Source organism: Nocardioides currus, assembly GCF_003057875.1.
GTDB lineage: Bacteria > Actinomycetota > Actinomycetes > Propionibacteriales > Nocardioidaceae > Nocardioides > Nocardioides currus.
Window position 1 is genome coordinate 141,679 of record NZ_PYXZ01000005.1, and the last position, 21,288, is coordinate 162,966.

At 70.6% G+C, this 21,288-nt stretch carries 19 protein-coding genes; 8 read left to right on the forward strand and 11 right to left on the reverse strand.

The features are described from left to right. Positions 1 to 4 precede the first annotated feature (4 nt). The 3 genes from trpD to C7S10_RS12775 form a co-directional block, all read right to left on the reverse strand. Positions 5 to 1,030 (reverse strand): anthranilate phosphoribosyltransferase, encoded by a 1,026-nt coding sequence (gene trpD, locus C7S10_RS12765; RefSeq protein WP_108344818.1) that lies wholly within the window; start codon positions 1,028 to 1,030, stop codon positions 5 to 7. A gap of 74 nt (positions 1,031 to 1,104) precedes the next feature. Next, a complete protein-coding gene (locus tag C7S10_RS12770; protein ID WP_243395350.1) occupies positions 1,105 to 1,506 on the reverse strand; it encodes an Rv3143 family two-component system response regulator in 402 nt (133 codons plus the stop codon). Positions 1,507 to 1,516: 10 nt separating this feature from the next. Beyond that, complete coding sequence (locus C7S10_RS12775; RefSeq protein ID WP_108344820.1) at positions 1,517 to 2,455, reverse strand: cytochrome c oxidase assembly protein; 939 nt, start codon at positions 2,453 to 2,455, stop codon at positions 1,517 to 1,519. Between the two features lie 73 nt (positions 2,456 to 2,528). Here C7S10_RS12775 and ctaE point away from each other — a divergent pair, with 73 nt between their 5' ends. The 5 genes from ctaE to C7S10_RS12800 all read left to right on the forward strand — a co-directional run bounded on the left by ctaE (position 2,529) and on the right by C7S10_RS12800 (position 8,098). Beyond that, complete coding sequence (gene ctaE / locus C7S10_RS12780) at positions 2,529 to 3,170, forward strand: aa3-type cytochrome oxidase subunit III (protein ID WP_108344821.1); 642 nt, start codon at positions 2,529 to 2,531, stop codon at positions 3,168 to 3,170. Positions 3,171 to 3,200: 30 nt separating this feature from the next. Beyond that, on the forward strand, positions 3,201 to 4,079 hold the full coding sequence (gene qcrC, locus C7S10_RS12785) for a cytochrome bc1 complex diheme cytochrome c subunit (RefSeq protein ID WP_108344822.1): 879 nt from the start codon (positions 3,201 to 3,203) through the stop codon (positions 4,077 to 4,079). Next, positions 4,076 to 5,173, forward strand: coding sequence for a cytochrome bc1 complex Rieske iron-sulfur subunit (gene qcrA, locus C7S10_RS12790; RefSeq protein WP_108344823.1), 1,098 nt, complete (start codon positions 4,076 to 4,078; stop codon positions 5,171 to 5,173). Before qcrC ends, qcrA begins: the two co-directional genes overlap by 4 nt. Continuing rightward, complete coding sequence (gene qcrB, locus C7S10_RS12795; protein ID WP_108344824.1) at positions 5,170 to 6,921, forward strand: cytochrome bc1 complex cytochrome b subunit; 1,752 nt, start codon at positions 5,170 to 5,172, stop codon at positions 6,919 to 6,921. The genes qcrA and qcrB overlap by 4 nt, the downstream gene beginning before the upstream one ends. Positions 6,922 to 7,045: 124 nt before the next feature. Continuing rightward, complete coding sequence (locus C7S10_RS12800; protein ID WP_108344825.1) at positions 7,046 to 8,098, forward strand: LLM class flavin-dependent oxidoreductase; 1,053 nt, start codon at positions 7,046 to 7,048, stop codon at positions 8,096 to 8,098. Here the strand turns inward: C7S10_RS12800 and C7S10_RS12805 are convergent. From C7S10_RS12805 to ctaC, 4 genes are all read right to left on the reverse strand, one after another. Next, a complete protein-coding gene (locus C7S10_RS12805; protein ID WP_108344826.1) occupies positions 8,084 to 9,289 on the reverse strand; it encodes a L,D-transpeptidase in 1,206 nt (401 codons plus the stop codon). The genes C7S10_RS12800 and C7S10_RS12805 overlap by 15 nt on opposite strands. A gap of 156 nt (positions 9,290 to 9,445) precedes the next feature. Further along, positions 9,446 to 9,844 (reverse strand): cytochrome c oxidase subunit 4, encoded by a 399-nt coding sequence (locus C7S10_RS12810; RefSeq protein WP_108344827.1) that lies wholly within the window; start codon positions 9,842 to 9,844, stop codon positions 9,446 to 9,448. Then, on the reverse strand, positions 9,841 to 11,640 hold the full coding sequence (ctaD, locus tag C7S10_RS12815) for an aa3-type cytochrome oxidase subunit I (protein ID WP_480241879.1): 1,800 nt from the start codon (positions 11,638 to 11,640) through the stop codon (positions 9,841 to 9,843). The genes C7S10_RS12810 and ctaD overlap by 4 nt, the downstream gene beginning before the upstream one ends. Beyond that, entirely contained in the window at positions 11,637 to 12,554 is a 918-nt protein-coding gene (ctaC, locus tag C7S10_RS12820) for an aa3-type cytochrome oxidase subunit II (protein WP_108344828.1), read from the reverse strand. Before ctaC ends, ctaD begins: the two co-directional genes overlap by 4 nt. 139 nt (positions 12,555 to 12,693) lie before the next feature. On the opposite strand from ctaC, the gene C7S10_RS12825 reads away from it, so the two are divergent. Then, positions 12,694 to 13,785 carry a cysteine desulfurase family protein gene (locus C7S10_RS12825; protein WP_108344829.1) on the forward strand — a complete coding sequence of 364 codons (1,092 nt, stop codon included), beginning with the start codon at positions 12,694 to 12,696 and terminating at the stop codon, positions 13,783 to 13,785. After that, the gene (locus C7S10_RS12830) at positions 13,782 to 14,021 is read left to right on the forward strand and encodes a sulfurtransferase TusA family protein (protein ID WP_243395353.1); all 240 of its coding nucleotides are present in this window, start codon (positions 13,782 to 13,784) and stop codon (positions 14,019 to 14,021) included. Before C7S10_RS12825 ends, C7S10_RS12830 begins: the two co-directional genes overlap by 4 nt. 22 nt (positions 14,022 to 14,043) lie before the next feature. Here C7S10_RS12830 and C7S10_RS12835 read toward each other — a convergent pair whose 3' ends face one another. After that, entirely contained in the window at positions 14,044 to 15,030 is a 987-nt protein-coding gene (locus C7S10_RS12835) for a carbohydrate kinase family protein (protein WP_108344830.1), read from the reverse strand. Between the two features lie 108 nt (positions 15,031 to 15,138). On the opposite strand from C7S10_RS12835, the gene C7S10_RS12840 reads away from it, so the two are divergent. Beyond that, positions 15,139 to 15,381 (forward strand): hypothetical protein, encoded by a 243-nt coding sequence (locus C7S10_RS12840; protein ID WP_108344831.1) that lies wholly within the window; start codon positions 15,139 to 15,141, stop codon positions 15,379 to 15,381. 64 nt (positions 15,382 to 15,445) lie between these two features. Here C7S10_RS12840 and erpA read toward each other — a convergent pair whose 3' ends face one another. From erpA to C7S10_RS12860, 3 genes are all read right to left on the reverse strand, one after another. Continuing rightward, complete coding sequence (gene erpA / locus C7S10_RS12845; protein ID WP_108344993.1) at positions 15,446 to 15,808, reverse strand: iron-sulfur cluster insertion protein ErpA; 363 nt, start codon at positions 15,806 to 15,808, stop codon at positions 15,446 to 15,448. A gap of 1,588 nt (positions 15,809 to 17,396) precedes the next feature. Next, positions 17,397 to 18,479 carry a glycerate kinase family protein gene (locus C7S10_RS12855; RefSeq protein WP_108344833.1) on the reverse strand — a complete coding sequence of 361 codons (1,083 nt, stop codon included), beginning with the start codon at positions 18,477 to 18,479 and terminating at the stop codon, positions 17,397 to 17,399. A gap of 77 nt (positions 18,480 to 18,556) precedes the next feature. After that, on the reverse strand, positions 18,557 to 21,265 hold the full coding sequence (locus C7S10_RS12860) for an ATP-binding protein (RefSeq protein WP_108344834.1): 2,709 nt from the start codon (positions 21,263 to 21,265) through the stop codon (positions 18,557 to 18,559). Positions 21,266 to 21,288: the final 23 nt, after the last annotated feature.

Sequence of the window (21,288 nt, forward strand, 5' to 3'; positions counted from 1 at the left end):
TGCCTCAGCGCGAGGAGGCGGTCACCCAGCGGTCCAGCGTCGCACGGGCCGCGCCGTCGTCGATCGCCTTCGCGGCACGGGCGATGCCGTCGGCCAGGGCGGTCATCGGCTCGGTGGTCGGGGCGTCGTGCACGGCGAGCGCGGCGCCCGCGTTGAGGACCACCGCGTCGCGGACCGGACCGGTCTCGCCGTCCATCACGCGACGGACGACGTCGGCGTTGTGCGCGGCGTCGCCACCGCGCAGGTCCTCGGTCGTCGCGGGCGCGACCCCGAGGACGGCGGGATCGACCACGCTCTGGTGCACCTCGCCTCCGTGGACGGCCCACAGCGTGGAGGTCGTGGTCGTGGTGAGCTCGTCGAGGCCGTCGTCGCCGCGGAACACCCAGGCGTCGACGCCGCGGGAGGCGAACACACCGGCCATCACCGGAGCGGCGGCCGGGTCGGCACAGCCGATCGCCTGCGCCGCCGGGCGGGCCGGGTTGGTGAGGGGGCCGAGGAGGTTGAAGGACGTCGCGATGCCGAGCTCGCGGCGCGGGACGGCCGCGTGACGCATCGCCGGGTGGAAGGCCGCGGCGAAGCAGAAGGTGATGCCCGCCTCGGCGGCGACCTCGGCCACCCGGGCGATCGGCAGGTCGAGGCGGATGCCGAGCTGCTCGAGCACGTCGGCGGAGCCGGAAGTGGAGGAGGCTGACCTGCTGCCGTGCTTCACGACCCGGGCGCCGGCGCCGGCCGCGACGATCGCGGCCATCGTCGAGATGTTCACCGACATCGACCGGTCGCCGCCCGTGCCCACGACGTCGAGCAGCCGCCCCTCGACCGAGATCGAGTTGCCCGCGGCCAGCATGGCGTCGGCCAGCGCGGTGACCTCGTCGACGGTCTCGCCCTTGGCACGCAGCGCCACCGCGAAACCGGCGATCTGCGCGGGCGTGGCCTCGCCGGCCAGGATGGTCGCCATCGCCCACGAGGTCTGCTCGGCCGTGAGGTCACGGCGGGCAGTCAGGGTCGAGAGGACATCGGGCCAGGTCGTCATGCGCCCGAGTGTTCCAGACGGGCCGGGCCGGGTCGGGGCCCGTCTCGCCGCACCGGCGACGGTGGGCGGGCCGGTCAGCTGGTGGTGGCGGGCACCCGCGCGCGGAGCAGCGAGACGACGGTCTCCGCCAGGTGGACCGGGTCGATCGGGTGGGGTACGGCGGCCTCCGCACGCGACCACGTCGCGAGCCAGGCGTCCTGCGGCCGGCCGGTCAGCACGACCACCGGCGGGCACTGGTAGATCTCGTCCTTGAGCTGCTTGGCGATGCCCATGCCGCCGGCGGGGACGGCCTCGCCGTCGAGGATCGCCAGGTCGATGTGACCGGCGTCCATGTTCTGGATGACGACGGGCTCGGTCGCGACCTCGACGTACTCCAGCTCGGGCAGGTCGGGGTGCGGCCGACGACCGAGGGCGAGGATGACCTGCTGACGGACGTCGATGTCGTCGCTGTAGACGAGGACCTTGAGTCGGCTCACGGGCGTGATGCTACCGGTCGACCTCGCGGCCCACTCCGCGGTGCTGCTCGCGCGCCTCCATCAGGTCGAGACGACGGTCCTCGCGCGCCGCCTCCTTCATCGACGACCGCACCCACTGCACGAACAGCACGCCGAAGAACACCAGCCCGATCAGGTCGCCGGACGCCCACAGGATCCCGCCGGCCGTGTGCTGGTCCTCCAGCATCGGCGGCAGCCACGACCCCATCGGCCCCTCGCGAAGCGCGGCGTAGTGCGACTCCCCCAGGATCGTGGTCTGGCCCATGATCGTGACACCGAGGAACGCGTGGAACGGCAGCGTGAGGACGGTCAGCAGCACCCGGAACGGGTAGCCGACGCGACCCGGCAGCGGGTCGATGCCCATCAGCGGCCAGAAGAACAGAGCGCCGACGGTGACCAGGTGGACGTGCATGAGCTCGTGCACGAACGCGGAGGCCAGCGACGCGTCGTACCACCCGGAGAAGTAGAGCGCCCACGGCGAGACGATGTAGAGCAGGAACGTGAGTGGCGGGAAGGACAGCACCTGCGCCACCCGCGAGTGGAGCACCGCGAGGAGCCAGCGGCGCGGCGTCGGCGGCAGCGTGCGCAGCGCGAGCGTGACGGGCGCGCCGAGCGCGAGCGACAGCGGCACCACCATCGACAAGATCATGTGCTGGACCATGTGGACGCTGACCAGGGTGGTGTCGTAGCGCCCGATCCCGGACGCGGTGGCGACGAAGAACGAGCCCATCCCGGCGACGACGAACGCCAGGGTCCGACCCACCGGCCAGGCGTCCCCGCGGCGGCGCAGGACGACCACCCCGACGAGGTAGAGACCGGCGATCCAGACGGTCAGGACGAACGGGACCGGATCGATCCCCCAGTCGGTGAAGACACGCCCGAGGGTGAACCTCGGGAGGTCCAGATCGCTCACCCACGCCGCCGTCTTCACGGTGTGAACAATATGACGGCGAAAGTCAGGGGGTCGGGGTGGCCCTCAGACGGCCTAGAGACATAATGAGTGCGTGGCGACAGCAACAGCGACGATTCCGGCCTCCCGACTGCACGGGCACCACGATCGACCGAGCATGGTCAGCGTGGGGACGATCATCTGGCTCTCCAGCGAGCTGATGTTCTTCGCGGCCCTCTTTGCCTCCTACTTCACCATCCGCGCGGTGAGCCCCGAGCTGTGGGCGCAGGAGACCGAGAAGCTCAACGTGCCCTTCTCGACGGCCAACACCATCATCTTGGTGTTGTCCTCGGTGACCTGCCAGCTCGGCGTCTTCGCCGCCGAGCGCGGCCAGGTCGGGCGCAAGGGCTCGGTGCTCAACGTCGGCGGCTGGGGCCTGCGCGAGTGGTTCATCCTGACCTACATCATGGGCGCGATCTTCATCGGTGGCCAGGCGCTGGAGTACGCCGAGCTCGTGCACGAGGGCGTGACGATCCCCGACTCCGCCTACGGCACGATGTTCTACCTCACCACCGGCTTCCACGGGATCCACGTCACCGGCGGCCTGATCGCGTTCCTGTTCGTGCTGGGACGCACCTACCTCGCCCGCCGGTTCACCCATGAGCAGGCCGTGACGGCCATCGTCGTCTCCTACTACTGGCACTTCGTCGACGTCGTGTGGATCGGGCTGTTCGCCACGATCTACCTCATCAAGTAGCCCTCGCCCCGAGACCGCTAGGAATTGACTGTGCGTTTGTTGAACCGCTCCGCAGGCCGGATCTCCCGGCACCGCCGCGGGCCTGCCGCCGGACTGGCCGTGCTCCTCCTGGGGCTGCTGCTGACCGGTGGCCTCTACACCGTCTTCGCCCCGGCCCAGGCCGAGAAGGCGACGAGCGACACCGAGGCCGTCGCGGAGGGCCGCAAGCTCTTCCTCGTCGGCTGCGCGTCGTGCCACGGGCAGAACGGTGAGGGCATCTCGACGGTCCGCGAGGGCTACGAGAAGGGCCCCTCGCTCGTCGGTGTCGGTGCGGCGGCCGTCGACTTCCAGGTCGGCACCGGACGCATGCCCATGGCGCAGCCGGGCTCGCAGGCACCTCGCAAGACCGTGGCCTACAGCGACGAGGAGGTCGCTGCGATGGCGGCGTACGTCGCGTCGCTGGCCCCCGGACCGGCCGTGCCCACCGAGGAGGACTACTCCATCGACGGCCTGTCCGCCGACGAGCGCGAGGAGGCCATCGTCCGCGGTGGCCAGATCTTCCTGACCAACTGCACCGCATGCCACAACTTCAACGGCTCCGGCGGAGCCATGCCCCGCGGCGGCTACGCCCCGTCGCTGCACGGCGTCGAGGGCAAGTACATCTACGAGGCGCTGCTGACCGGCCCGCAGGCCATGCCCAACTTCAGCAACGGCAACCTCTCCCCCGAGGAGAAGCGCGACGTCATCGCCTACCTCGGCAGCATCCAGGACACGCCCAACTACGGCGGGTTCGGCCTCGGCGGGCTCGGCCCGGTCTCCGAGGGCATGTTCGCCTGGGTCCTGGGCATCGGCGGCCTCGTCGGCTTCGCCGTGTGGATCGCCGCGCACACCACCCGCAGCACCAAGGTCAAGGAAGGGGCCGACGCATGATCGAGCCCGGAAACGACGACGCCACGGGCTCGACCGCCCACGGCGGGACGCCGGCCATCCCGGAGGAGCCCATCGCCAACCCCGGCCTGCCGGCCCACACGTGGCGACCGACCGACCTCGACGAGGGTGCCGCCAAGCGCGCCGAGCGCCAGGTCGCCGGGTTCTTCTTCCTCTCGATGGTCTGCACGGTCCTGTTCATCGTCGCCTACTTCACCCTCCAGATCGGCGACAACTTCGACACCTTCATCGGCCTCGGTGCGTCCACGGTGGCGCTCGGGCTGGCCCTGGGTGGTGCGATGCTGTTCATCGGCGTCGGCATCATCCAGTGGGCTCGCAAGCTGATGGGCGACCACGAGATCTCCGAGCTGCGCCACTCCGCCTCCTCCAGCGTCGAGGACCGCGAGGCGACCCTCGCCGCCCTCGACATCGGCATCGAGGAGTCCGGCATCGGTCGTCGGCCGCTGGTGCGCAACTCGCTGCTCGGTGCGGTCGGCATGGTCGGCCTGCCGCTGGTCGTGATCCTGCGCGACCTCGGACCGACCAACAACCAGGTCGCCAACGCCGAGGCCGGCACCGGTCTCCAGCACACCATCTGGAAGAAGGGCATGCGCCTGGTGCGCGACGTCGTCGGCACCCCGATCATGGCCTCCGAGCTGGAGATCGGCGACCTCGTCAACGCGGCGCCTGAGGCGCTGTTCCCGACCGAGGAGAACGGCTACCCCGAGATCGAGGGCGTGAAGCTCAACGTCCAGAAGGCCAAGGGCGCCATCATCATCGTCAAGATGGAGCCCGACGAGATCAAGCACGGCAAGGGCCGGGAGAACTGGACCGTCGACGGCGTGATCTGCTACTCCAAGATCTGCACCCACGTCGGGTGCCCGATCTCCCTGTACGAGCGGACCACGCACCACGTGCTCTGCCCGTGCCACCAGTCCACGTTCGACCTGGCCGACAGCGCCAAGGTCATCTTCGGACCCGCTCACCGCCCTCTCCCCCAGCTGCCCCTGGCAGTCGACGACGAGGGCTATCTGATCGCACAGGCCGACTTCGACGAACCTGTCGGGGCAAGCTACTGGGAGCGTGAGAAGCAATGAGTCTCGACACCAGCAAGGTCGCCACGTCCAACGGCGCCACCGCCGCGACCGCCGGCAAGCCGTCCAAGCTCGGCGGCGTCGCCGGGTGGGCCGACGAGCGCCTCGGCCTCGCCGGCGCGATGAAGAAGAACCTGCGCAAGGTCTTCCCCGACCACTGGTCCTTCATGCTGGGCGAGATCGCCCTGTGGAGCTTCGTGGTCCTGCTCCTGACCGGCGTGCTCCTCACGCTCTGGTTCACCCCGAGCATGGGCGAGGTCCACTACGAGGGTTCCTACGACCAGCTCCGCGGCATCGAGATGTCGGAGGCCATGGCCTCCACCCTCAACATCTCCTTCGACGTCCGCGGCGGCCTGCTGCTGCGCCAGATGCACCACTGGGCGGCGATGCTCTTCATCGCCTCGATGATGGTGCACCTGCTGCGCGTCGCCTTCACCGGCGCCTTCCGCAAGCCGCGCGAGGTCAACTGGGTCATCGGCTGCCTGCTGCTGCTCCTGGGCACCCTGGAGGGCTTCACCGGCTACTCCCTGCCCGACGACCTGCTCTCCGGCACCGGCGTCCGTGCCGCCGACGGCTTCCTGAAGGCCACCCCGGTGGTCGGCAGCTACATGTCGTTCTTCCTCTTCGGCGGCGAGTTCCCCGGACAGGCGATCATCCCGCGCCTCTACATCATCCACGTGCTGCTGATCCCGGGCCTGCTGCTCGGCCTGATCGCGGCCCACATGCTGCTGCTCGTCTACCACAAGCACACGCAGTGGCCCGGCCCCGGCCGCACCGAGCAGAACGTCGTGGGCTTCCCGATGCTCCCGGTGTACGCCGCCAAGGCCGGTGGCTTCTTCTTCATCGTCTTCGGCGTCACCGCGATCATGGGTGGCCTGCTGTCGATCAACCCGGTGTGGAAGTTCGGTCCCTACGACCCGACCAAGGTGACGGCCGGTTCGCAGCCCGACTGGTACATGGGCTGGCCCGACGGGCTGCTGCGGATCATGCCCGGCTGGGAGTCGGTGATCTTCGGCTACACGATCTCGTGGAACGTGATGATCCCGATCCTGATCGTGCCGCCGACGATGCTGGTCATCTTGATCCTGCTGCCCTTCATCGAGGCCTGGATCACCGGTGACAAGCGCGAGCACCACCTGCTCCAGCGCCCGCGCAACGCCCCGACCCGCACCGCGGTCATGGTGTCCCTGATGACGTTCTACGGGCTCGCCTGGGCGGCCGGCGGCAACGACATCATCGCCATCAAGTTCCACATGAGCATCAACCACATCACCTACTTCATGCGGGTGATGGTGTTCCTGGGACCGGCGATCGCCTTCTTCGTGACGCGCCGCTGGTGCATCTCGCTCCAGCGCCACGACAACGAGAAGCTGCTGCACGGCTACGAGACCGGCATCATCATGCGCTCCCCCGAGGGCGGCTACTCCGAGCGGCACCTGCCGATCAGCGAGGCGTCGGCCTACTCCCTCACCGCGCGTGACCGCGACGAGATCTACACCGTCGAGGGCGACACCGACGCCAACGGCGTCGTCGCCCCGGGCTCCCGGGCCCAGGCAGTGCGGGCCAAGCTGTCGGAGAAGATGTACGGCTACAACGTGCAGAAGCCGACCGCCGAGGAGATCGAGGAGGCGCACCACCACGCCGAGCACGAGCACGAGCTCGAGGCAGGTCTCGACCACCCGGCCGACGGGCACCAGTTCGACGGCCACAGCGACCACACGGTCGACGAAGCGCCACTGCGGGGACACTGACCCCTCGCCGTACGCCACGTGAGCAAGGCCCCGGACCCGCGAGGTCCGGGGCCTTCTCCGTCCCCGGAATCAGACGCCCGCCCTCTTCGTTGAACCATCAACCAATGTGTGCGGAGAGGACCCCATGGACGTGCAGCTCGGACTCGACACCTTCGGTGACGTCACCCATGACGCCGACGGCTCCCTGCTCCCCCACCATCAGGTGCTGCGCAACGTCGTCGAGCAAGCGGTCCTGGCCGATCAGGTCGGCGTCGACGCGTTCGGCGTCGGCGAGCACCACCGCGACGACTTCGCCGTGTCGGCCCCCGACATCGTGCTGGCTGCGGCCGGCGCGCGCACCGAGCGCATCGTCCTGGGCACGGCGGTGACCGTGCTGAGCTCCGACGACCCCATCCGGGTCTACGAGCGCTTCGCCACGCTGGACGCACTGACCAACGGCCGCGCGGAGGTCACCCTGGGCCGCGGGTCGTTCACCGAGTCGTTCCCGCTCTTCGGCCTCGATCTCGCCGACTACGAGGTGCTCTTCGAGGAGAAGCTCGCGCTGTTCGCGCGGCTGCGCGAGGAGCGTCCGGTCTCCTTCCAGGGCCGGACCCGGATGCCGCTGCAGCCCACGCAGGTCCACCCGACGACGCAGAAGGGCCGGCTGAGCGCGTGGGTCGGCGTCGGTGGCTCGCCCGAGTCCGTCCTGCGCGCCGCGCGCCACCAGATCCCGATGATGCTCGCCATCATCGGCGGCGCGCCGGGTCGCTTCGCGCCGTACGCCGATCTCTACCGTCGCGCCCTCACCGAGCTCGAGCTCCCGCAGCTGCCGATCGGCGTGCACTCCCCCGGTTTCGTCGCCGAGGACGACCGCGAGGCCCGCGACCTCCTCTTCCCGCACTTCAAGACCAACCGCGACCGCATCGGCGCCGAGCGCGGCTGGGGGCCGGCCACCCGCGAGCAGTTCGAGGCGGAGGCCGACCACGGTGCCCTCTTCGTCGGCTCGCCCGAGACGGTGGCGCAGAAGATCGCCCGGACCGTCACCGAGCTGGGGCTGTCGCGCTTCGACCTGAAGTACAGCAACGGCACGATGCCGCACGAGCACCTGATGGAGACGATCCGGCTCTACGGGACCGAGGTGGCGCCGCGGGTGCGCGAGCTGCTGGCGGGGCGCGAGACGGTCTCAGCCGAGCGCTGAGCCGGCCTTGTACGCCGCGAAGTCCTCGTTCCAGTCGCCGTACCCGTTGTCGAGGGTCATGTAGCGGTCGGTGCCGGTGTACTCCACGACGTCGCCGCGCTTGGTCATCGCGTAGAGCCAGGCCGCGTTCTCGGTCGACATGCCGGTGCAGCCGTGGGAGACGTTGGCGTAGCCCTGCGAGCCGACCGACCACGGTGCCGCGTGGATGAACTCGCCGGTGTCGGTGAGCCGCATCGCCCACTGGACGTCGTCGATGTCGTAGGCCTCGGGGTCGGAGCTCGAGATACCGACCGTCTCGGAGTTCATCCGCTTCTCGGCGAACTTCTCGCTGATCACCTTCGTGCCCGACCGGGTGGTGAACCCGGCCTTGCCCGTCGTGATCGGGATGGTGCGCAGCAGCGTGCCGTTGGAGAACACCTGCATCTGGTGGGTCTGTGCGTTGACCTTGTAGACGTTGGCGTCGCCGATGTGGAAGTCGACGCGGCGGCTCTCCTGGCCGTAGATGCCGTTGCCGGCCGGGATCGAGTTGAGGTCGAGGTCGACGGAGACGTCCGTGCCGGCCTGCCAGTACGTCTTCGGGCGGTAGCGCACCTGGGTGTCGCTGAACCAGTGCCACGAGCCCGCCTGCGCCGGCGTGGTGGTGACCGTCATGTGCCGCTCGAAGGCGGCCTTGTCGGTGACCGGGAGGTCGAACTTCACCACGACCGGCATCCCGACACCTACGGTCTCGCCCGCCAGCGGGGCCACCGACGGGTAGGCCTGCTCGGCCAGCGTCAGGTCCTCGGTGTGGAAGCGCAGGACCTTGGTCACGGACTCGCCGTCGCTGCGGGTGGCGCGCGCCCGGGCGACGTAGTCGGTGCCGGGCTCGAGGCGCGAGGAGAGCACCCACGCCTCGCCCTTGACGTCCCCCTGGAGCGGGGTGCCGTCCTTGGCGGTCACGTCGACGCCCTCGAGCGTGCCCTCGGCGGCCCGGATCCGCAGCGGCTGGGCGATGTTCACCGAACGCAGGTCGGACGCGGTCGCGGTGATCTTGACGGGCTTCACCGGCGCGGCCTGCTCGGTGGCCTCCGTCGATCCGCTGGAGGATCCGTCGGCATCGGCGGACCCTCCGGCGCTGCCGGCCGCGTCGCAGGCGGCCAGCGAGGCCGTCAGGAGCAGTGCGGCGCCGATGGCGCGGAGACGTGCCGACATGAGCTGGAACCCCCGTGGAAGATCAAAGATGAGCGATCCTCAGCGTAACCCCGGGCTGGGCGCGCGACCCACTCCTCGACGACGCGCCGCCCGTGCACTACGTCACGGACAGGTCACGATCGGGTCACGGCCACCCGTCGCCGTACGCGCGTCGGCTCAGTGGGCGTGCTCGCCGCGGTAGTACTCGAAGATCCAGCCGCTCAGCGTCACGGCGCCGATGACGCCGCCGATGATGAACAGCCACCAGGCCGCCATCGCGGTCGCGAAGACCACCGTGCCCAGGGCCATGGCGCACCACAGGGGCCACCACGAGTAGGGCGGGAAGAAGCCGAGCTCGCCCGCGCCGTCGGCGATCTCGCCGTCCTTGCGGTCCTCGGGGCGGGGGTCCATGCGCGCGGCGTGGACGCCGAGGTAGAGCGAGACCATCAGCGTCAGCAGGGTGGTCATCGTCAGCGCGGAGGTGCCGGTCCAGTCACCGGTGATCAGCCAGTAGGCCGGGGTCACCAGGACCAGGAACACCGTGCAGATGACGAACAGCCAGGTCTCGTGCTTCATCGGGTCTCCCCCTGGGTGTTGCCGTCGTTGTCGGCGTGGCTGTCGAGGTCACCGTCGACGAGGTGGCCCTCGATGCGGTCCTCGAGCATCTCCTCACGCCCGTGCACCTCGGGCGCGTCCGCGACCTCGCCGCGGCGCTCGGCGTCGTTCTCGTGCAGCTCGAGCAGCGCGATCTCCGGGTGGTGCAGGTCGAAGGCCGGCGACTCGGAGCGGATGCGCGGGATGGACAGGAAGTTGTGGCGCGGCGGCGGCGAGCTGGTGGCCCACTCCAGCGAGCGGCCCCAGCCCCACGGGTCGTCGACGCCGACGAGCGGCGCCTTGCGGGAGACGAAGACGTTGTAGAGGAACGGCAGCGTCGAGGCACCCAGCAGGAAGGCGCCGATGGTGGACACCTGGTTGAGGGTGGTGAAGCCGTCCTCGGGCAGGTAGTCGGCGTAGCGACGCGGCATCCCCTCGACACCCAGCCAGTGCTGGACGAGGAAGGTGGTGTGGAAGCCGACGAACAGCAGCCAGAAGTGCAGCTTGCCGAGGCGCTCGTCGAGCATCCGGCCCGTCATCTTCGGCCACCAGAAGTAGAAGCCGGCGAACATCGCGAAGACCACGGTGCCGAAGACGACGTAGTGGAAGTGAGCCACCACGAAGTAGGAGTCGGAGACGTGGAAGTCGAGCGGCGGGCTGGCCAGGATGACGCCGGTGAGGCCACCGAAGAGGAAGGTGGTCAGGAAGCCGATCGACCACAGCATGGGGGTGTCGAAGGACAGAGATCCCCCCCACATCGTGCCGATCCAGTTGAAGAACTTCACCCCGGTGGGCACGGCGATCAGGAACGTCATGCCGGAGAAGAACGGCAGGTCGACCGCGCCGGTGACGAACATGTGGTGGGCCCACACGGCCACCGAGAGGATCGCGATGCCGAGCGTGGCGCCGACCAGGCCGACGTACCCGAACAGCGGCTTGCGGCTGAAGACCGGAAGGATCTCGGAGACGATGCCGAAGAACGGCAACGCGATGATGTAGACCTCGGGGTGGCCGAAGAACCAGAACAGGTGCTGCCACAGGATCGGCCCGCCGTGCACGGGGTCGAAGACGTGGGCGCCGAAGAGCCGGTCGGCCTCGAGCGAGAGCAGCGCGCCGGCCAGGATCGGAAATGCGATCAGCACGAGCAGCGAGGTGATCAGCGTGTTCCACACGAAGATCGGCATCCGGAACATGGTCATGCCGGGGGCGCGCATGCAGATGATCGTGGTGATGAAGTTGACCGCACCGAGGATCGTGCCGAGACCGGCCATCCACAGGCCCATGATCCACAGGTCACCGCCGACGCCGGGCGAGCGCACCGCGTCGGAGAGCGGCGTGTAGGCGAACCAGCCGAAGTCGGCCGCGCCCGCGGGCGTCAGGAAGCCGGAGGCGGCGATCAGGCCGCCGAAGAGGAACAGCCAGTAGCTGAACATGTTGAGGCGCGGGAACGCCACGTCGGGCGAGCCGATCTGCAGCGGCATGATCACGTTGCCGAAGCCGAAGAACAACGGGGTCGCGAACAGCAGCAGCATGATCGTGCCGTGCATCGTGAAGAGCTGGTTGTAGAGCTCGTCGTTGACGACCTGGTTGCCCGGGAACGCCAGCTCGGAGCGGATCAGCATGGCCATCAGGCCACCGACCATGAACCAGCTGAACGAGGTGATGAGGTACATCTTCCCGATCAGCTTGTGGTCGGTGGTCGTCATGATCCGGACCAGCTGCTGGCCCAGGGTCTTGCGCTCTACCTGTGCGGCGGCGGCCGCGGTCGCGGTGCTCACTCGGAGCCCCCTTCAGTCTCGTCGTCGAGCCCGGCCTGCGTCCGGACGTTGGCACCGCCGAGCAGCGGCTCCGTGGACTCGTCGCCCTGCTCCGCCAGGTCGGCGAGGTGGGCGTCGTAGTCCTCCTGGCTGACCACCTTGACCTTGAAGAGCATCCGCGAGTGGTCGACCCCGCAGAGCTCGTAGCACTTGCCCTCGTACGTGCCGATCTGCGTCGGGGTGACCTGGAACTTGTTGATCCGGCCCGGGACGACGTCCATCTTCATCAGGAAGTTCGGCACGCCGAAGTCGTGGATCACGTCGGGCGAGTGCAGGTTGAACTGCACGAGCTGGTCGACCGGGAGCCACAGCGTCGGGATCGTGTCGCCGTCCCCGACCGTGAAGACGTAGTCGTCGTAGCGGTAGTCGTTGTCGTCGTAGTTGGGCGTCGCCGGACCGGTCGGGTCGCCGACGCCGTAGTTGAACGTCCACTGCCACTGCTGGCCGACGACCTCGATGGTCACGTCCGGCTCGGGCTCGATGTTGATCATCTTGTTCTGGACGTTGACGGTCCAGTAGAAGAAGACGATCACCATCATGATCGGGGCGATCGTGTAGAAGATCTCGAGCGGCAGGTTGTAGCGCGTCTGCACGGGGATCTCGTCGTCGTTGCGGCGGCGGTACTTCACCACGACCCAGAAGATCAGGGCCCAGACGATCACGCCGGTGACCATCGCGGCCACCCAGGCCCACTTCCAGAGCTCGAAGGTGGCGGGCGACTGGCTGGTCGCCGGCTCCGGCATGGCCAGGCGGGCGATCTGGTCCTTGTCGGCCGCGTCGCACGCACTCAGGAAGAGCAGGGTCGCCGCGAGGAGCGCACCCGTGGCAAGCCGGCGCGCTGGCGCCGCTGCCCGCTTGGGGAGTTGCAGACCCACGAACGAGCCTCTCTCTAGGTCCAGTCTCGACACCTGCCAACAGTAACGTCATTCACGCCCGATGGCGCTGGCGGGTCGGGTGTCGTGCCCGACACGTTCTCGCCACCGGCGCCCATGTCGCATGGTCTAGGTTCGCCCCGTGAGCAGGGACCTCGATGCCGCGTCCTCGACACCCCTCCACCCGGCCGCTCGCGATGCGTTCCTGGCCGCGCTGGAACGGGGGTATGCCGACCCTCGCCGCCTGCACGCGACCGCACGCGACGCCCGCCTCCTGCTCGACAACGCGCGCGAGGCGACGGCCGACGCCCTCGACGTACGCCCCGACGAGGTGAGCTTCACCGCCACCGGAACCGACGCGGTCCACCGCGGGCTGCTCGGCCTCGCGCAGCGGGGCCTGCGCGAGGGGCTGCCGATCGCGCACACGGCCGTGGAGCACTCCGCGGTCCTGCACGCCGCCCGATGGGCGGGCACGCCGCTGTCGGTCCCGGTCGACACCGTCGGACGCCTGGACCCTGCGGTCCTGCCGTCCACCGCGGCGGTGCTGGCAGTGCAGAGCGCCAACCACGAGGTCGGGACGCTCCAGCCCGTGGGATCGGTCGAATCCGCGGTCCCGCTCTTCATGGACGCCTGCGCCTCGATGGGGCGGCTGCCGCTCCCCCGCGGCTGGTCCGCGGCGGCCGGCTCGGCGCACAAGTGGGGCGGACCGGCCGGCGTGGGCGTGCTGCTGGTCCGCAAGGGCGCCCGGTGGCGCAACCCCTTCCCCGAGGACGACCGCGTCGACGAGCGCACGGCCGGGTTCGAGAACGTCCCCGCGATCCTCGCCGCCGCCGCGTCGCTCCAGGCGGTGGTCGCCGAGCGGGACGAGGTCAACGCGCGCCAGCACGCCTTGGTCGACGTCGTGCGCGCCCGGGTCGCGGCCGAGGTGCCCGACGTCGAGGTCGTCGGCGACCCCGTCGACCGGCTACCCCACCTCGTGACCTTCTCGTGCCTGTACGTCGATGGCGAGGCGCTGGTCCACGAGCTCGACCGACGCGGCTTCGGCATCGCGAGCGGGTCGGCCTGCACGTCCTCGACGCTCGCGCCCAGCCACGTGCTCGCGGCGATGGGCGTGCTGACCCACGGCAACGTCCGGCTCTCGCTGCAGCGCGACGCCACCCGCGAGCAGGTCGACGCGTTCTGCGACGCGCTGCCCGACGTGGTCGGCGGTCTCCGGGCGCGGGTGGGGCTGTGACCTCGTCGCCCGCCCTCGAGCTGGACTGCCGCGACATGCGCTGCCCGATGCCGGTCATCGAGCTCGGACGGCACCTCGCCGACGTCGAAGTCGGCGAGGTGATCGGGGTGGTCGCCCGCGACGTGGCGGCCCGGGTCGACGTCCCGGCGTGGTGCCGGCTGCGCGGGCAGGAGTTCGCCGGCGAGGACACCGCCGCCGACGGTGTGCCGCGCTACCTGGTGCGCCGGGTCAGCTGACTCAGCCGGTGGCGCGTCCTCGTCAGGGGTGCAGCGTCTTCAGGTGCGGCTCGAAGTCCGCGGTCGCGTCGGCGCCGTACGTCGCCGTGCAGCGCGCCAGGAAGGCCGCGCGCGAGAGGACGTATTCCTGCGTGCCGACCTGCTCGACGACGTAGACCGCGAGCAGGCAGCCGAGCTGGGCGGCGCGCTCGAGCGAGAGGCCCCAGCCGAGAGCGGCGAGGAAGCCGGCCCGGAACGCGTCGCCGACGCCGGTCGGCTCGACCTTCTCGATCTCCGGCACCGCGGCGACGGTGATCGACGCCTCGCCGTGGCGGTCGATGCGGACGCCCTCGGCGCCCAGCGTGACGACCCAGGTGCCGACGCGGGAGAGCACCTCGTCGGCCGACCAGCCGGTCTTCTGGGTGATGAGGTTGGCCTCGTACTCATTGGAGAAGAGGATCTCGGCGCCGTCGATCAGCGGTCGGATCATGTCGCCGTCGCCGAAGGCGAGCTGCTGCGAGGGGTCGGCGACGAACTTGTAGCCGCGCTGGCGGCACTCGTCGGTGTGCCGGAGCATGCCCTGCGGGTCGTCGGGGCCGATCAGGACGTAGTCGGGGTCGCCGACGCGGTCGACGATCGGCTTGAGCTCGATCTCACGGGACTCGCTCATCGCGCCGGCGTAGAAGCTGGCGATCTGCGCGTGGGCCGTGTCGTTGGTGCACACGAAGCGGGCCGTGTGCCGGGTCTCGGAGACGTGCACCGAGTCGCAGTCGACGTTGTGGCGCTGCAGCCAGGCGCGATACTCCGCGAAGTCCTCGCCGACGGCGCCCACCAGGACCGGCGTCAGGCCGAGGTTGCCGAGTCCGAAGCAGATGTTGGCGGCGCAGCCACCGCGGCGGACCTCGAGGTCCTCGACGAGGAAGGAGACCGACAGCTTGTCGAGCTGGTCGACGACCAGGCTGTCGGAGAACCTGCCCGGGAAGGACATCAGGTGGTCGGTCGCGATCGATCCGGCGATGAGAAGAGGCACGGCCGAACAGTACCCGCGGGCGGGCCCTGACCCGCATCCTCGGGGACGCGCGAAACTACCGATTGGTACGGCGCGGGATACCTGTCGGTAGCCGTTAGCGTCGCAGCCATGACGACCCGAGACCCCGCGTCCCACCTGGTCCACGACGAGCTGGCGCCGGCCTCCGAGCTGGCGGCCGACTGCCGCGCCACGGGGCTCAACCTGCGCCTCGAGCGCGTCGCCCGGGCCGCCGCGAGCACCCCGCCCAGCATCCGCTACGAGGACTTCCCGACCGATCGGCCCAAGCGCGAGATCACGATCAGCGAGGCGGCGACCCGCCTCGCCAACGCGCTCCACCTGCATCTCGACTAGCCCTCCCAGGTGTCGAGACAGACGAACGCCCCCGTCCGACGGACGGGGGCGTTTGTCGTGTGGATCAGTGGAACGAGTCGCCGCAGGCGCACGAGCCGGTGGCGTTGGGGTTGTCGATCGTGAAGCCCTGCTTCTCGATCGAGTCCACGAAGTCGATCTGCGCACCGTTGAGGTAGGGGACGCTCATCCGGTCGACGACGACGGTCACGCCGTCGAAGTCGGTGGTGACGTCGCCGTCGAGGGTGCGCTCGTCGAAGAAGAGCTGGTAGCGCAGGCCCGAGCAGCCACCCGGCTGCACGGAGATGCGCAGGGCCAGGTCGTCGCGACCCTCCTGCTCGAGGAGGCTCTTGACCTTCGACGCAGCGACATCGCTCAGGTTGATCTGGTCGCTGCGGCGGTCGGTGGTCGTGTCGAGCTGCTCGGTCATGGGTGCTCCCAAAAGAATTGACGGGCGGTTGCCTGGCTCAATCCTCGCACACCGGTGGATATTCCCCGAGCCGATGCGACCAGCTCCCGCGTGGCCTGCGGTGGCGCCTCGCGTCGAGTCCAGGTGGCGGCACATCGCGGCCGCGGAGCGCCGTACGACGCAATCTGCCGCCACCCTTTCCGGGGGCATCCGGGGGGTGGCGGCACATCGCGGCCGCGGAGCGCCGTACGACGCAATGCGCCGCCACACACTGTGGGCGAACGCGAGGTGGCGGGGAATCGACAGAGCCGGACCGTCGAGTAGGTCAAGCGCCGCTGCTCCGGCGTCGCGGCGGGCAGCTGGGGATTCGAGCGAGGAACGCCGACCGGACGGCGTGTACAGCGACTGTCGCACCAGCTCGAGCCACGGCTGTAGCCGCCGGGGGTCGTGCGTGCGTCCGACGGCACGGTCGATGTCATCGAGAACTGTCACCCCGCGGTGCAGGAGGTCGCCCAGGGTGTAGCCACGGCGAACGTGACCGGCCCTGTCGATCCGCCGGCTGCGCTGCAGGTCCTTGACGCGGCGGTGCGCCTTCTCGTGCTCGGCGCCGTCGTACTCGTGGATCGACCTGGTCCCCTGGAGCCACAGGTCTGCTCGGGCGATCTCGACCCCGTGCTCGTCCGCCAGCACCCACTGGGTCTCGACCTCGACCCCGCAGCTGACGTGGAGGATGCGCAGGAGCGTCTCGGGAAGGGACTCGGCTGCCGCGTCCACCAGCGGGAGCGCGCGTCTGAGGGCCGTGGCCCCGGGCCGCCGGCTCCGACTGATCGTGACCAGCTCGTCGATCTCGACGATGCCGAGGTGCAGTGCACTGTCGAGCACGGCCACCAGGTCGAGCAACGAGAGCCAGCGGGCAGCGGCCACGATGGCTTCGGCAGGGACGGCGATCCGCAGCCCTCGCCGGTCCACGAACTCGACAGGCTGGATGTGGCGGCTCGTGTGGACGCCAGCACGCATCGGCCGCGGATCGTTCTTGCCGAGCGCAAGGAAGATCGGGCAGTCATCAGGAACCGGTGGCAGCGAGACTCCCCATTGCTCGAGCGCCGTCAGGCCGGTGAAGCACCCGCCCGCGGTCATGAGCAGCTGCCAGCCGCCCAGGTCCTCCGCGGACCACAGCGGCGGGTACTCGACCGAGGTCGCCGGGTCGGTTGTGGCGCGATGCACGGCGTACGTCACCTGGTGCCAGTCGACGCCGCGACGGTGTCCACGAACGGGCGAGCCCGCCATCGGTCCGTCTTCTCGAGAGATCGTGGCTTCGGTCATGCGGCCGAGGCTCGGCCACTCCTCCGACACGCGGGAGGATCGCGTGCACCTCCCTGTGGATGGGAGGACTGGCGCCGTACCTGTGGACGCCGTGCGCTCCGTCGACGCCCGGTGGCGGCAGATTGCGGTCGGCGGGCGCTGGACGACGCAATCTGCCGCCACCCCCGCGATTCAATTCGGGACGGTGGCGGCACATCGCAGCCGGAAGGCGTCGTACGACGCAATCTGCCGCCACCCCCACGAGGCGCTCCGGCACGAGTGACGGGACGCGACGGGACGAGCCGCCTCAGCGCGACCAGGTGCGGGCGGTGCGCTCGGCGAGGTCGGCGAGCGAGCCGGCGGGGTCGGCGAAGGCGCGTTCCTCGCCGACGAGGTCGACCAGGGAGTAGGCCGACTCGATGCCCAGCGCGCGCATCTCGCGGGAGCCGACGAGCACCTGGCCGGCGAGGGCGATGCACGGGCGCAGCGCGTCGGCGGCGATCTCGGCGACGCCGTAGGGCACCTTGCCCGAGCGGCTGGAGAAGTCGAAGGCTCCCTCCCCGGTGACGACGAGGTCGGCCGCACGCGCGCGCTCGGCGAGGCGGACGTGCTCGGCGACGAGGGCGATCCCGGGCTCGCGGGTGGCGCCGAGGGCGAGCAGGGCGAAGCCGATCCCGCCGGCGGCACCTGCGCCCTTCTCCAGGGAGGTACGGCGATCGGTGGCCGCCGCGAAGCGCTCGAGGACGCCGTCGATCTCGACGATGCGGTCCTCCTCGATCCCCTTCTGCGGGCCGAAGGTCTTGGTGGCGCCGAACAGGCCGGTCAGCGGGTTGTCGACGTCGGTCGCCGCGACGAGCTCGACCCCCGCCAGCCGCTCGCGGGCCGGGCCGAGGTCGACGGTGGTGACCGTGTCGAGCGCGATCGCGCCGCTGTCGAGGATGCCGTCGGAGGTGGCGCCGAGCGCGGCCAGCACGCCCGCTCCCCCGTCGTTGGTGCCCGACCCACCGAGCCCGACCACGACCTTGCGCGCCCCGGACTCGACAGCCGCGACGATCTGCTCCCCCACGCCGAAGCTGTCCCCGAACTCGGCGCCGCCGTCCATCAGGTGCAGCCCGACGGCCTGGGCGGTCTCGATGTAGGCGACGTCCTCGACGAAGAGCACCGTCGCCGGGACACGCTCACCGTGCGGCGCCTCGACGGTGATCGCGAGCAGCTCGCCGCCGAGCGCGGCGTGCAGCACGTCGACGAACCCCGGCCCGCCGTCGGCCATCGGGGCGAGGTCGAGCGCGTCGTCGGGTGCGCGCCGCGCCCAGCCCTCGGCGATCGCGTCGCACGCCTCGACGGCGGTCAGCGTGCCCGCGAACTTGTCGGGGGCGATCAGCACGCGCATGCGGCTCATCCTGTCCTACGCACGGGCGGCTCACGCCGTCGCCGCTCCGTCGCCGCTCCGCCACGCGATCGTGAGGATCAGCCGGTCGCGAGCGCGCTGCCCTCGTCCTCCTCGAGGACGAGGGCCAGCGCCTGGTCGAGCGACATCGCGGCGCCCTCGGCGTGCAGGCGTTCGTACGCCGCATCGCCCACCGCCGCCCGGATGCCGGCCACGACACGCTCGTGCTCGGGCCGGTCGCCGGGATGGCGGCGGGCACCGAGCACCCGCAGCGCCTCGTCACCGGCGCCGATCAGGACGGCGCCGAGCTCGGAACGGCCCAGTCCGTGCTCGGGGCCGGCGAGCTGGGAGATCGTCCACGCGGCCATCAGCCGGCGTCCGATGCACCAGCAGATGCGGAGGGCCTGGTGGGTGAGGCGGCGCGCCTCGGCGTAGTCCCCGCGGTGCTCGGCGAGGTAGCTCAGGTTGGAGAGGAAGACGCTGACGTACATCTCGTCGTCCAGGGTCGTGGAGATCTGCAGGCCCTCCTCGTAGGCCGCGACCGCGAGGGCGTCGTGCCCGGCGACCCGCGTCAGCTCGCCGCGGATGTTCAGCACCTGCGCGATCAACGCCGGCCCGCCCACACGGCGACCCAGCGCCAGCGCCTCGTCGTTGACCTGCATGGCGAGGTCGTGCTGCTCGATCTCGCTGATGTAGGTCGCCGAGCAGACGGCGAGCGAGTAGGCCAGCAGCCGCGGCTCGTCCTGCTGGCGGAACAGCTCCGTCGACCGCTCCCAGTGCACCCGCGCCTCGCGCTGGTCGTGGGGGAAGGCCAGGAACCCGGCGGCCAGCCGGATGCGGGCCACGACCGGCGGCTCCAGCCGGTCCTCGTGCGCCACCATCTCGTCGACCCAGCGCCGTCCCTCGGCGTGGTGCCCCTCGAGGAACCAGTAGGCGCCGAGCGCGGCCGTGATCCGGGCCGTCAGCGGCAGGTCGTCGCTCCGCGCGGCCCAGTCGTGGGCCAGGCGGACCTCGGCGAGCTGCTCGGTGATGTCGTCGAGCCAGCGGTCGGCGGCATCGGTCCAGCGCCGCTCGAAGAGGTCCTCGACGTAGCCGGCGACGTACGCCGCGTGCGCGTCGCGCACCGGATCGGGGTCGTCGAGGAGCTGGGCCGCGTGCTGCCGCACCAGCGAGAGCATGGCGAAGCGCGGCTCGCCACGGTTGCCGGTCGTGCGACGCACGAGGCTGTGGTCGACCAGCACGCTCAACGGGTCGACCACGTCGCCGTCGGACCAGACCGCCTCGACCGCCTCGAGCGGAACCGCGCCGCGGAACACCGACAGCCGGGCGAACAGCCGCCGCTCGTCCGGCCCGAGCAGCTGCAGGCTCCAGTCGATCGTCGCGGGGATGGTCTGCTGGCGGCCGGGCAGGTCGCGTCCGACCGCGGCGCTCGACCCCAGCCGGCTGGCCAGGCGCTCACGCAGCAGGGCCGGGGTCAGCGTCCGCAGGTGGCCGGCCGCGATCTCGATGGCCAGCGGGAGCCCGTCGACCGAGCGGCAGATCGCGGTCACGTCGGCGAGGTGGCGCGACAGGTCGAAGCGCGGGTCGACGGCCGTGGCCACCTGCTCGAACAGCGCGACCGCCTCGCGGTCGACGGCGAGCGGGTGCACCTCGTAGACCTGCTCCCCCGCGATCCGCAGCCGGGCCCGGCTCGTCACCACCACCCGCAGGTCGTCGGACCACTGCACCATCTGCGCGACCAGGTCGGCCGCGTCGAGGACGTGCTCGAAGTTGTCGAGGACGATCAGCATCGACTGCCGGTGCAGGGCCTCCTCCAGCATCTGCGCGACGTTCTGGTTCTCCCCCGACCGGATGCCGAGCTCGCGGACGGCCAGCTCGGCGACCAGTCCGGGATCGGAGACCTTGGTCAGGTCGACGTAGCAGGTGCGCTGGTCGGTCGCCTCGGCATGGCCCTGTGCGACCTCGGCCACCAGCCGGGTCTTCCCGACGCCGCCGATCCCCAGCAGCGTGACGACGCGGTGGCGCTCGAGCATGGCCAGCACCCGCGCGACGTCGCGGTCGCGCCCGACGGTCCGGGTCGCGGGGCGCGGCACGCGGGTGGCGCTGCGGTTGGGCACGAGCCGCACCGGGGCGTACGGCGACATGGACTCGACCCGGGCGCGCAGCTCGGCCGCGGCGGGGCCGGGATCGACGCCGAGCTCCTCGCGCCACAGCCGCGCCATCGCGTCGAGCTGGCGCAGGGCTAGCGCGCGGTCCCCCGCGTCGAGGTGTCCCTCGACCACCCGCAGGTGCGACTCCTCGTCGAGCGGCTCGGCGGCGACGAGGTCGGCCCAGCGACCGGACGCGCGCAGCAGGTCGAGGTAGCGCACCCGCAGCCGCTCCCGCTCGGCGTCCGCCCACGGCTCGTAGAGGTCGTCGGGCAGCAGGTCGCCGCGGTAGAGCGCGATCGCGGACTCGCCCGACGCCGCCTCGAAGAGCGCGACGTCGGTCTCCACCTCGGCGTCCGGCAGCAGCGTGACGCTGTCGCCGGCGAGCACCACCGCGCTCGGCACCCCGAGCGCGGAGCGTGCGTAGTGGGCGGCCTTGTGCAGCCGCGGTGCCGCCTCGTCGAGCAGCAGGTCGGGCCACAGCAGGTCGATGACCTGCTCGCGCGGTAGCCGCCGGCCGGGGCGCAGGGCGAGCACCTTCACGAGGGTCGCCGCGTGGCGCCGGGTCCACGCCTGGGCGGCGACGGGCCGGTCGTCGACGGCGACCGAGAACCTCCCGAGCAGGTTGATGTCGACTCGCATCGCACCCTCCCAGCCGCGCTGCC